10 protein-coding genes are annotated in these 12,763 nt (G+C 41.4%); 1 reads left to right on the forward strand and 9 read right to left on the reverse strand.

Annotation, left to right across the window (positions count from 1 at the left end):
• Positions 1 to 2: 2 nt before the first annotated feature.
• From rsmB to CTY48_RS11115, 6 genes are all read right to left on the reverse strand, one after another.
• Positions 3 to 1,358, reverse strand: coding sequence for a 16S rRNA (cytosine(967)-C(5))-methyltransferase RsmB (rsmB, locus tag CTY48_RS11090; protein ID WP_099468555.1), 1,356 nt, complete (start codon positions 1,356 to 1,358; stop codon positions 3 to 5).
• On the reverse strand, positions 1,351 to 2,064 hold the full coding sequence (locus CTY48_RS11095; RefSeq protein WP_099468556.1) for a zinc metallopeptidase: 714 nt from the start codon (positions 2,062 to 2,064) through the stop codon (positions 1,351 to 1,353). Before CTY48_RS11095 ends, rsmB begins: the two co-directional genes overlap by 8 nt.
• A gap of 132 nt (positions 2,065 to 2,196) precedes the next feature.
• Positions 2,197 to 3,135 carry a methionyl-tRNA formyltransferase gene (gene fmt / locus CTY48_RS11100; RefSeq protein ID WP_099468557.1) on the reverse strand — a complete coding sequence of 313 codons (939 nt, stop codon included), beginning with the start codon at positions 3,133 to 3,135 and terminating at the stop codon, positions 2,197 to 2,199.
• Positions 3,136 to 3,184: 49 nt separating this feature from the next.
• Positions 3,185 to 3,664, reverse strand: a complete 480-nt coding sequence (gene def / locus CTY48_RS11105) for a peptide deformylase (protein WP_099468558.1) — start codon at positions 3,662 to 3,664, stop codon at positions 3,185 to 3,187.
• Positions 3,665 to 3,682: 18 nt separating this feature from the next.
• The gene (priA, locus tag CTY48_RS11110; RefSeq protein WP_099468559.1) at positions 3,683 to 5,908 is read right to left on the reverse strand and encodes a replication restart helicase PriA; all 2,226 of its coding nucleotides are present in this window, start codon (positions 5,906 to 5,908) and stop codon (positions 3,683 to 3,685) included.
• Positions 5,909 to 5,912: 4 nt separating this feature from the next.
• Positions 5,913 to 7,382: a UDP-N-acetylmuramoyl-L-alanyl-D-glutamate--2,6-diaminopimelate ligase gene (locus CTY48_RS11115; protein WP_099468560.1), complete on the reverse strand. Its 1,470-nt coding sequence runs from the start codon at positions 7,380 to 7,382 to the stop codon at positions 5,913 to 5,915.
• 299 nt (positions 7,383 to 7,681) lie between these two features.
• Between CTY48_RS11115 and CTY48_RS11120 the strand changes: the two genes are divergently transcribed.
• Entirely contained in the window at positions 7,682 to 9,631 is a 1,950-nt protein-coding gene (locus CTY48_RS11120; RefSeq protein WP_099468561.1) for an APC family permease, read from the forward strand.
• A gap of 152 nt (positions 9,632 to 9,783) precedes the next feature.
• Here the strand turns inward: CTY48_RS11120 and CTY48_RS11125 are convergent, their stop codons facing one another.
• The 3 genes from CTY48_RS11125 to CTY48_RS11135 all read right to left on the reverse strand — a co-directional run bounded on the left by CTY48_RS11125 (position 9,784) and on the right by CTY48_RS11135 (position 12,627).
• Complete coding sequence (locus tag CTY48_RS11125) at positions 9,784 to 10,551, reverse strand: flagellar filament capping protein FliD (protein ID WP_099468562.1); 768 nt, start codon at positions 10,549 to 10,551, stop codon at positions 9,784 to 9,786.
• Between the two features lie 177 nt (positions 10,552 to 10,728).
• The gene (locus CTY48_RS11130; RefSeq protein ID WP_331463168.1) at positions 10,729 to 11,343 is read right to left on the reverse strand and encodes a DNA-3-methyladenine glycosylase; all 615 of its coding nucleotides are present in this window, start codon (positions 11,341 to 11,343) and stop codon (positions 10,729 to 10,731) included.
• Positions 11,344 to 11,418: 75 nt separating this feature from the next.
• Positions 11,419 to 12,627 (reverse strand): EAL and HDOD domain-containing protein, encoded by a 1,209-nt coding sequence (locus tag CTY48_RS11135; protein ID WP_099468563.1) that lies wholly within the window; start codon positions 12,625 to 12,627, stop codon positions 11,419 to 11,421.
• Between the last annotated feature and the right edge of the window lie 136 nt (positions 12,628 to 12,763).

The raw sequence follows: 12,763 nt of genomic DNA on the forward strand, positions 1-12,763 counted from the left end.
ATTTATTTCTCTTTCTTTAATCTGGCAATAAAAAATCCGTCTGTCTCACCGTTGTCCGGTAATAGCTGGATATATCCGTCTTCTGCCGTATCGCACTTTAGTGCAGGACTTATATATTTTTCAATACTCTCTGCAAAAAAAGAATGATTTTCTATAAACCAATTTACATTATCAATATTTTCTTCTTTGTTTATCGTGCAAGTGCTGTAAATCAGGACACCGCCCGGCTTCACGTATTCTGCCGCCGTATGCAGTATTTCTCTTTGAAGCTTTACCAGCTCTTTTTGCTTATCCGGCGTCATCTTATATTTGATATCTGTCTTCTTGCCGATTACGCCAAGACCGGAGCAAGGCAAATCTGCGATGACAACATCTGCTTTTTCCTTTGTTGTCTCATCATATATTCTGGCATCAAACTGCTTTGCCGTAATATTGGCAAAACCGCTTCTGTCTATATTCTCTTTGATAAGGGCAATCTTGTTTTCCGTCAAATCTCTCGCTTCCACATGCCCGCTTCCATTCAATCTGTCAGCTGCATGAAGGCTCTTTCCGCCCGGAGCGGCGCAGATATCCAAAACATAATTGCCTTCTCTGATACCTGCCGCCTCAACTACAAGCATGGAGCTGATATCCTGAACCTGAAACAATCCCTTCTCAAATGCAGCTATCTTATTTATTCTATTATAATCGGATATTTCAAATGCATAGTTTAGTATTTTGGAAGAAGCTACCGTTATATTTTCCTTTTCAAGTGCAGCCTTTAATTCCTCTGGGCTTATTTTACTCATATTGCACCGGATTGTTGTTCCGTTTTTCTCAAAAAAACCCTCTAACATACTCTTAACCTGCGTATAATCGTATTCTTCCAGCCATTTGTCGACAATCCACCTTGGCATGGAATACAGGACAGACAAATATTCTTCTCGATTTTTTTCCTCACTTGGGTATTCTATCTCATCAAGACCTCTGCTGATGTTTCGAAGCACCCCGTTCACAAATCCCTTTAAGCTGTGAAAGCCCTTCTTTACCGCCAGCTTCACCGCTTCATTGCATACCGCTGAATCCGGTACGCTGTCCATAAATTTCAACTGATAGACGCTCATTCTTAAAATATTGCGGATAACAGGCTTCATCTTGTTCGTCTTCACCTTGGAAAACGAGTTGATGATATAGTCAAGCAAGATCATATTCTCAATCGTTCCCTCTGAAACGCGCGTAATAAAAGCCCTCTCCTGCTTATCCAGATATTGATATTTATCCAGTACATTACGAATAATAAGGTGACTGTATGCTTCACGTTCAGTCACCTCTAATAAAATACCAAGAATCAGTTCTCTTTCGTTTACTGATTTAGTCACGGTTTTTTCCTCCAAATAGTATCACAAGTCTTAATAGCTGTAAAATAGCTGTCGCTGCACTCGCCACATAGGTAAGCGCCGCTGCCGATAAAACCTTTTTCGTATAGCGGATTTCTTCTGTTCCAAGAACACCTGTTGTATCAAGCACTGTAACAGCTCTTCTCGAGGCATTAAATTCCACCGGTAAAGTCACAAGCTGAAATGCCACTGCCGCAGAGAACAAAATAATTCCGATTGGAACCAACGTGTCAAATGCACCTAAGAATACACCTAATATGATAATCGGCCAAGAAAGCATGGAGCCGATGTTTGCCACCGGAACAAGGGAAGCCCTTATTCGAAGCGGCGCGTAATTTTGTTGATCCTGTATCGCATGACCGCATTCATGAGCTGCCACACCGATTGCCGCAACGCTTGTCACGTGATATACGCTGTCTGATAATCTTAACACCTTGTTTTTCGGGTCATAGTGGTCGGTCAGATTACCGGAAATTCTTTCAATTCTCACATCATAAATTCCCGCAGATCTTAAAATCCTCTGCGCCGCCTCTGCCCCTGTCATTCCTGACATACTGCGAACCTTTGAATATTTTGCAAACGTTCTGTTTACCTTTGCTGACGCTGCCAAGGTCAAAACAACGCCGATAATGACTAATATATAAGTTGGGTCATAAAACATCCCATATCCGTATCCATATCCGTACATGTCCGTTCCTCCTTTAAATCTGGTTTATGTGGTACTATTATACACCAATTCTTAGCGGAAACAATCATTTTCAAACATATTTCACACTTATTGTTACTATTCAGCCTTTGGCTTCATAGTAACAGATGATACCTACTCCGTCCTTCCGAGTTTCATTCCCTCTTCAAGCTGCACGCCACGCAAAAATTCATCGACAGACATACGTTTTTTTCCTTCCAACTGAAGCTCTAATATGGACAACAATCCTTTTCCTGTCTGAATATAAAGATAGTCCTTTGCAAGTTCGGCTATGCTGCCCACCTCATATTTGCTCTCCTCTTCGATCACCTCTGCTTCCCATATTTTCAATGTCTTGTTCTTTAATATAGTGTAAGCACTCGGCCAAGGATTTAGTCCTCTGATTAACCTTTCTATCTCTGCCGCAGGCATATTCCAGTCGATATCACCGGTTGACTTATGAAGCATCTTTGCATAATTTGACAGGGAATCATCCTGCTTTTCAAATACGGCACTACCCTCCTCAAGCTTTCTAAGCGTCTCCACGCAGAGGCTTGCTCCCGCTGTCATCAGCTTATCGTGAAGGCTTCCGCCTGTCTCTTCCTCGGTAAGCGGCACGATTGTTTTCATAATCATATCACCGGTATCAATTCCTGCATCCATTCGCATCGTTGTGACCCCGGATTCCTTTTCACCGTCAATGACTGCCCACTGAATCGGCGCGGCACCGCGGTATTTCGGCAGAAGGGAGGCATGCACATTCACGCAGCCATATTTTGGCATCTCCAGTATTTCCTTCGTCAAAATCTGTCCAAACGCCACAACAACGATAACCTCCGGATTCAGTTCCTTCAGCACGGAGACAAACTCAGGCACTCTCACTTTAACCGGCTGATAAACGGCAATGTTATGCTTTTGTGCCGCTTCCTTCACCGCAGAAAAAGAAACCGCTTTTCCTCGTCCCTTTGGCTTATCCGGCTGGGTTACAACAGCCACTACCTCATGACCTGCCTCGATGAGACTTTCCAATGTCCCAACGGAAAATTCCGGTGTTCCCATAAATACAACTCTCATGCCATTCCCTCCATTTCAGACTGCATATCTTTTCTTTTCTCTTCACTCTTTATTCTTCTTCGTCATCGTCGGCTGACACATCATGCAATTCGCCTTCCACCTTATCGACATACATCACTCCGTCCAAGTGGTCACATTCATGACAAATGGCTCTGGCAAGCAGCCCTGTTCCTTCCAACTCAAACTCCTTCATCTCTCTGTCCAAAGCTCTTACCTTTACATAGTTCGGTCTTGTGACAATCCCTGCTTTTCCTGGTACGCTAAGGCAGCCTTCATCGCCTGTCTGCTCTCCTGACGTCTCCAAAATAACCGGATTAATCAGCACTACCGGATTATCATCCGTGTCAATCACGACAATTCTCTTTAAAATGCCGACCTGGGGTGCCGCAAGTCCCACACCGTACGCCTCATACATAGTATCAAACATATCATCAATCAGTTCTTGGATTCGAGGAGTCATCTCCGTCACTTCCCTGCAGCTCTTTCTTAAACAATCTTCTCCCATAAATCTTATCGTTCTAAGTGCCATTTCTTATTATTCCTTTCTTTAATACGTATTCATTGGATTAAAATCAAACTGAATATTTAAATTTTTGTATGCTTCATTTTTATTAATATATTTTTCTAATTCATTTTTTATCTGAACCAGCTTTTCATAGTCTCTCTGTTTAATATAAATAACCTTTCTGTATATATCATTCAGCTTTGCAATCGTGCAGTCACTCGGTCCAATCACAACGGTGTGCGCAGGCTCCATCTTTGCTATTCGCTCCTTTAGAGCTAAGCCGCCCTCGTAGGCTTTTTCCTCGCTCTCACCCAAAATCAAGACTGCAAGCATATTGGAAACCGGAGGATATCCGCCGATACCCCGATAAGAAATTTCCTGCCTGTAAAACTCTTCATAATCCTGATTTTTAGAGGCTTCAACACTGTAATGCTTAGGGCTGTATGTCTGAATGACCACCTCGCCTGCCTTCTTGCCTCTTCCTGCTCTTCCCGCTGCCTGTGTCAGCAATTGAAACGTTCGCTCCGATGCGTGATAGTCATTGGAATAAAGCGATAAATCAGCCGCCAGCACACCGACCAGTGTGACATTCGGAAAGTCGTGACCTTTTACAATCATCTGTGTGCCGATTAAAATATCAGCTTCCTCGTTTGCAAAAGCCTCCAGTATTTTTGCATGCCCATCTTTTGCTTTTGTTGTGTCCATATCCATGCGCAAAGTTCTTGCATTTGGATATTCTTTTTGAATAATTTCTTCAATTTGCTGCGTTCCTGCCCGAAAGCCGCCAATATATTTTGAGCCACATGAGGGACATTGTTTTACCATTGCTTCCTCATATCCGCAATAATGACAAACCAGCCTGCCGTTATTGTGCGAGGAAAGGGAAACATCGCAGTGCGGACATTTCATTACCTCACCACATGCCCTGCACGAAACAAACCCTGCATATCCTCTTCGATTGATAAACAGCATCATCTGCTCTTTCTTTTGCAGTCTGTCCTCAATCAGAGCACGGAGGCTTCTGCTCAATATCGAACGATTCCCCTCCATTAATTCTTCCCTTAAATCAACAATCTCAACGTTTGGCAGTTCACTCTCACTCGTTCGGTTTTTCAGTCGGTGTAGTTCGTATTCTCCCGTTGAAGCCTTGTAAAAAGAATCAATAGACGGTGTAGCTGAGCCAAGCACAACGCTTGCACCTGTCATCTTCGCCCTTGCAATCGCAGTTTCCCTAGCGTGGTATTTCGGGATTGTCTCGCTTTTGTAGCTGCTCTCATGCTCCTCGTCAATAATGATGAAACCTAAGTTCGGAAATGGAGTAAACAAAGCAGATCTTGGTCCAATCATAACATCCAGCTCACCTTTTTTTGCCCGCTCAAACTGATCGTACCGCTCACCGCCCGAAAGCCTTGAATTGATGATGGAAACTCTGTTTCCAAATCGTTGGTAAAACCGCATGACCGTCTGGTAGGTCAGTGATATTTCCGGTATCAGCACAATCGCTTGTTTTCCCTGCGCTACTGCCTCCTGAATTAGCCTGATATAGACCTCTGTCTTTCCGCTTCCCGTAACGCCATGTATCAAATATGTCTTTCTGCTATTATTGTTATAATCCTGAATAATGGCATCTGTGATTGCCCGCTGTTCCTCATTTAATATAACCTCGGGCTGCTCCGTTTTATGCAGATTGACAGGATTTCGATAAATTTGTGCACTCTCTACTTTTAGAACTCCCTTTTCTTCCAGTGCCTTGATGACAGTGGTTGAAATGTGAAGCCGATTTGTCGCTGTCTCATAATCCATCTCTTTTGTCACAATCAGCTCCGCTAAAAGGCGTTCCCTTGCTTTATTCGATTTTTTCCGATAAAGCTCCAGTTGGCTCTTTGCCTCCTCCTCGTTTAGAAGAAGAACGATACTTCTTTTTTCCTTTGCCTTCACCTTCTGTTTTACCGGTATTACCGTTTTAAGCGCCTGTATCATCGTGCCGCCGTAATTCTCTTTTATCCAGCCGGCAAGTGTAATGAGCTGGGTCTCAATGTGCATACTGTTTTCAATACTGCTGTGAATGTACTTTAATTTATCCACATCAAATTCCGGTGTATCGGTAAGCTCCAGTATATATCCTTTGATTAGGCGGTTACCGCTTCCAAAAGGTATCATAACCTCCATACCGGCGCATAGCTTTCCTTCCATCTCCTCCGGAACTTTGTACTGAAATGTTCTATCTAATTTTTCATGGGAAATATCAATAATGATATTAGCAAACATGAATTTACCTGCTCTTTCTTTCCTCTAATATCTCTTGTATGATGACTCTTTCATCCATCGGGTATTTCTTTCCCTTTATTTCCTGATAATCCTCATGCCCTTTTCCGGCAAGCACGATAACATCGCCTCTTAATCCGTTTTCAATCACATAGGCAATCGCTTCTCTTCTGTCTGCAATCTCTACATATTTTCCGTCCGTCTTCGCCAGACCGATTTTAATGTCGTCGATGATTGCCTGCGGCTCCTCATCTCTTGGGTTATCCGATGTGACAACCGTTAAATCTGCAAATTTTCCGGACACTTCTCCCATCTCATATCTTCGAAGCTTGGAACGGTTTCCCCCGCATCCGAACAAACATACTAATCTGGTAGGATTGTATTCCTTTAATGTAGTGAGAAGACTCTCCAAACTCATCGCATTATGCGCGTAATCAATCATTAGGGTAAAGTCCGGTGAAACCTTTATCATTTCAATTCTTCCTTTTACCTTTGCCACTTTAAGAGCCTTTTGAATCGTCTCAATCTCGGCATTAAAATGTCTGCAGATTGCAATTGCAGTCAGGGAGTTATACACGCTGAATTTTCCCGGAATATCGATTTCCACATCAAAGTCCATAAGTCCTGCCACATGGTAATTCACACCAAGATAGCCCGGTTTTGAGACAAGCTGCGTATTCTCTGCCCGCAAATCTGCCTTTTCGGAAAATCCAAATGTCTCAATGCTGCATGTATGCCCTTTGATTACGTCCTCTGCGTGCTTGTCATCTATATTTATAATTCCTACCTTACACTGCTGAAACAGCATGCCCTTGCATGCCATATATTCCTCAAAGCTTGCGTGCTCGTTCGGTCCGATATGATCCGGCTCAATATTCGTAAAGATACCCATCTCAAACGTGAAGCCATCCACCCTGTGCATCATAAGACCTTGGGAGGATACCTCCATCACTGCCGCATCGCAGCCTGCTTCCAGCATCTTATGAAAATATTCCTGCACAATATAGGATTCCGGTGTCGTATTATTCGCCGGGATAACCTTATCGCCGATGATTGCCTCGATGGTACCAATCAGTCCCACCTTATGTCCGGCACTCTCCAAAATGGATTTTACCATATAGGTCGTTGTCGTTTTTCCTTTTGTTCCGGTCACACCGATTACCTTCAGCTTATCTGCCGGGTAGTCAAAGTATGCCGCTGAGATAAGCGCCATCGCCTTTCTGACATTGGAAACCTTGATAACCGTAACGTCTAAAGGCACCTCCACTTCTCGTTCTACCACGAGCACAGTCGCGCCTTTTTCTACAACATCCCCTGCAAACCGGTGTCCGTCCACCACAGTTCCCAGTACACAGAAAAATAACGAATCCTTCTCTGCTTTTCTCGAATCATATATGATTTTATCTACCTGTACCTCAATGCTTCCCTGGATACATTCATAATCCAGACGCTCTAATAATTTTCTTAATTCTGTCAACTTTGCTCCTCCTAGCTTCCGGCAAACAGCCTGTTATCTCAGTACAACCGGAATTTAGCCATATCTATTAGAATACCATATCTGTCAAAATCATGCAAATATATTCGCGGTCTTACTCGTTTTTTCAGATCCCTCAACCATGCATATTTTCTGGGTTTTTCAGGCACTCTAAAAGTAAAAATAAATATTTTCTTTTTTGTCAAAAATTGTACTTGACATAGTATCAAGTCGGAACTATAATGAATCAGTTTCAAGGATTTTATAAATTTTGATATAGTTATCAGGAGGAGATCCATTTTATGGACATCAAAGAAATTTTACTGGGAAAACCTAAGAAGAACAACGAAATCAGCCACGAGAAACTATCTCGTTTGTGGGGTCTTCCCATTATGGCAAGTGATGCAGTTTCATCTGTTGCATATGCAATTGAGGAAATTTTGCTCGTGCTTGTACCCGCAATCGGTATATTGGCATTTAGATCCATACCATTTGTTGTCATACCGATTTTATTACTTTTGCTAATTCTGGTTATGTCTTACTCACAGATTATTGACCATTATCCAAAGGGCGGAGGTGCCTACTGCGTCGCTAAGGAAAATATAGGAAATACTGCTGCTATATTGACTGCTGCTGCTTTAATCATAGATTACATTTTGACCGTGGCGGTAAGTATTTCTTCGGCAACTGCGGCGCTTACTTCTGCGTTCCCGCCTTTACATGATTATAAGGTTTTATTTTCACTTATTTTTATACTTATTATCACCGTAATAAACCTAAGAGGTGCAAAGGAAGCATCTAAAATTTTCGGACTTCCTACTTATTTATTTGTATTATCGATGGTGATACTGATTATCGGAGGAATTATCCGTCTTGTGAGCGGAAACCTTCAGCCGATTGAATATTCTAACACAATTTTACCAAAGGAAACCATTCAAGGCATCGGAACCATTATATTGCTGAGAGCCTTTTCCTCCGGTTGTTCTGCTATGTCTGGAATCGAGGCAGTGAGTGACTCCGTTCCAAGCTTTCGGGAGCCTTCGGTCAGAAATGCGAAGCATATTTTATTGATGCTTGCTTCCATCATTATATTTATATTTGGAGGAATTTCTTTCCTTGCCATCAAGATACAGGCAGTGCCGATTGAGGGACATACCGTGCTTTCACAGATTGCATCCTCCGTATTCGGACGCACTCCGATGTTTTACATTATTCAGTTATTTACGGCACTTATCCTGATACTTGCCGCCAACACCGCTTACAACGGACTTCCGCAGCTTTTGTATATGCTTGCCCATGACGGCTATGTGCCGAGACAATTTTCCTCAAGAGGAATGAAACTGAGCTTTTCAAACGGAATCATGTTTATTTTTGTTGCTGCATCGCTTCTTGTCATTGTATTCCAAAGCGATACACACAAGTTGATTCCATTGTACTCCGTCGGCGTTTTTATTTCCTTTACCATTGCGCAGTTTGGAATGTTCCGTAAATGGATTAATATAAAAGAAAAGAATTGGCAATACAAATGTTGGATTAACGGATTTGGTGCACTTGTTACGCTTGTCGTATCCTGCATTGTATTTTACACGAAATTTTTAGCAGGTGCGTGGCTTTTGGCACTTGCAATTCCGGTGTTAATGATTATTATGTTTTTGATTCATAAGCAATACAACATCATCGGAGAAGAGCTGCGTATGGATAAATTTTATCCATATTACAATAAGGATGAAGTCACATCAACCCAGTGTATTTTGTTGGTACATGACTTAAACAAACCGTTTTTAAAATCAATTAACTATGCAAACTCTATTTCCAATAACATAACAGCCGTTCATGTATGCCGGCATCCGGAGCATGCCAGAGCGCTTAGAAAACAATGGGAGGCATTGAATATCCCGATTGAACTTGCCATTATTGAGACACCTTATAATGATATCATCAAGCCTCTCGATAATTACTTATGGGAAAGAGAAAAACAGTTAAAGCACGGAGAAAATATATCCGTTATTATCACAAAGCTGATATCGGAACACTGGTATGATGCATTGCTGCACAATCCTACCACCTACTTCATCAGCCATAATTTGAGTAAGCACAAAAACGTATCTACTGTTATCCTTCCGTTCCATTATAAATTTTATAAGCAGCTGTCAGAACTGAGAAGTAAAGAAAATCAATGTAAGGAAAACCAAAGCACTGAAAGCCAAAGCAGCGAAAACCAAGGCAACGAAAACCAAGGCAGCGATGACTAAGACAGAATGCATTAAAGCACCTTCCAGCATTGGACAAGTCCGATAAAGCTGACATTTTCTTTTGGTTGAATACACATAAAAAAGTACTGCAAAATGAAAGTTTCATTTTGCAGTACTTTTTATATTAAGGAAAACTTTCTATATTTATAATATTAAAAGAAACTGTTATAAATATATCCGTTCGAATAATTATTGCTGTAGCTTGCACTCTCCGTATAGGTGTTTGCTTTCAAGGACTCTACAATCGCTGCTCCCTTTAGCTTGGACGCTTTGTCTGCAACAGTTGCTGCATAAGAGTTAGCCCCGTTAAACAATGTCTTTATCTTATTAATATCTGCATCTTTAAATTTTTCTTCGTCAACCGACAGCTTATTATTACTTCCAACCGTAATTCCCACATCCTTTAAAAGGTTCATGTTTGCCTTGGAAAGCCTTGTCAGAGATAACGTCGTTTTCAATATCGAGTTGGAGTTTGCTTCTGCCCCTTCATCGATTGTATCATTATAGTCGGTCACAAAGCTTTTTACCGCTTTGTAAATAGCATCCATGTCATAGCCCTTTGTGGTTGTCTTATTGCCCGCTTCATCTGTAGTCGTAATATCAGTCTGCTTAAACAGTGACTTGCTTCCTTTTGTCGTCAGCGCATCTGCTGACAGCTCCAAACCAATCGCAGCACTTTTCACGCCCATAATTGTTCTTGAAGAATCAGAGCTTGTAGAGGTAGATGTATCTTCTGCCCCATTTGCCGCATTCTTTGCATAATATGCCTTTAACAGCTTTTTATAGCTTCCGTCTTTGATGCTTGCATAATCACGAAGAATCGTGCTTGTCGCATCATAGCTGCTTGAAGTACTTGAACTTGCTGTATTCGCTGTATAGTTATTAAAACTAAATCTCACCATCTGGTTAATTGTTGCCATACTATCACTCCTTTGAATGTATCTCAGCTTCCATGCCTTATCTATATGCTTATCAATTTCCGTGTCTGACATCGATATTTATAGTTATTTTAATTCTACCAGATTTTACTATCCGTTTCAATTACAATCATGTCTTTTAGATTTTTTTAATAATTTGAAATACAGCGGCTTGCCGCTTTACTTGGCAGAAATATATTCATTTCCTTCTATATAAAACCGATAAGGATAGTCCTTTGCTTCCTCCGCATAATCAATGCCGATGCGTTTCGTTGTTATGATGCCAAAAGCCTCCGGCTCTCCCTCTTCAACATAAAGTTTATCTCCGCATAAATCCACACCATTGAAGCTTCGATCTAATCCCAGTGCACCACATAACTTCCCGGGTCCGTTCGTAAGACCTTTTTGCTGGCTTTTTGTCAGTTGTTCATATGGTTGTCCAAATCTCCGCCTAGCCATCTCCTCTATTCCTTCTACCGGTTCTGCCGCCCGTATCAGCACAGCCTGAGGTATTTCTTTCTCACTTGTTACTACATTAAAGCAGCAATACATACCATAAATCAGAAAGATATAGGAAAACCCCGCTTCCCCATACATGACCTCCACTCGCGGTGTCCTTTTTCCGCCATAGGAATGTGCAGCCTTATCCACAATTCCCATATAGGCTTCCGCTTCGGTAATCTTAGCTGAAATCCGCTGTCCTTCCACCTCATGTACAAGAATCTTTCCCAGAAGTTCCTTGGCAACCACAACGGAATCCCGGCTGTAAAACTCTCTGCTCAGTTTTTTCATCATTGCTGTCCTTTCTTTCCTTATTTCTGGTATTTTTCATACTTTTATTATTCTTCGTATACTTGTGTTTTACAATTTTTACTCCAGCAATGCAAGCACTCTGGAAGCCCAGCGAATCGACTCTAAATATCCTTCATATAAGGAATTGGTATCCAGCTCAATTATATCGGCATATTGACAGACTTTGTCCCACTCTCCCCGCTCATAGGACAAGATTAGCCGGAAAAAGGATTGTAAACTTCCTTCCCCAAAGACAAGAGCCTTAAAAACATCTTCAGAAATCAGCATCCCTTCCAATGCCTTTTCCATAGGCAGATTCAAGAGAGCATCTAAAACACTGAACATGCACATCATTGAAATTTCATTTTTGCGATTTTTGAATTTACTTCTTTTTGCCATAAATTCGCCAAATCGTGAGCGTGACAGAGATAGCTTCATCAGCTCCAACGGCTTATCCTGAGCAATCTCCTGAAGCATCAATATATTAATCCATCTTTCCAAATCAGTAAGACCCATTCGCACCAACGCGTATCTGAGGGAATGAAATGTAGATTCCCCTTTCTTATGACTGATAACTTTCATGAAACGATAGGCAAGATTTACGTCTGTTTCAATAATTTTTGCCATGATATCATAGGAAGGCTCCTCTTTTTTCAACTCATCCAGAAGCAATGTATATTGTCCGTTTGAGCTTCTTCTTACACCGAGCCCTCCCACTATTTTAGGCTTACTAAAGAAATAGCCCTGAAACAAATGAAAACCCATTTCAGCAGCCTGCCGAAATTCGCTTTCTGTTTCAATCTTCTCTGCCAAAAGTATTTTCTTGTCAAGCAGCCCCTGCTTTACTGCACCGGTGAGTGTTTCGAGCGGGGTAATTCTAATATCATATTTTATAATGTTAGCCAAAGGCACAAGCGGATAAGTATGATAGCTCTCTTCAAAATCATCCAGCGCAATCTGATAGCCTTGACTTTTTAAATATTCAATTCTATCAATTAATGCGCTATCCACCTTCACAGTTTCCAGTACCTCAATGATAAGTGTTTCCGGATTAATCAGTTCTATAGAATCAGACATAATAAAATCATAGCTAAAGTTAATAAAGGCCTTCGCTCTCCCAACAACATGTTCCATACCCTGTTCAAAAAGATTACTGACAACAGAAGCAGTAGCTGACATTGCAGAAGCATTTCCGAATTTTCCATCCTCTGCATCAGCCCTGAACAAAAGTTCATATCCATAGATTTTCATCGCCTTATTGAGTATAGGCTGTCGAGCAATAAACATAAGTGACCACCACTTTCTTGCTAGAATTATCCTACAACGTCTCTAATTATCTAATATTTTACCATAAAACACATAAATATACAATCTCTTGCCATTTTACAACTGCAAGAATGAATGTAATATATAAAAATAGCCT

It is taken from the genome of Konateibacter massiliensis, from assembly GCF_900184995.1.
Classification (GTDB): domain Bacteria; phylum Bacillota; class Clostridia; order Lachnospirales; family Lachnospiraceae; genus Lachnotalea; species Lachnotalea massiliensis.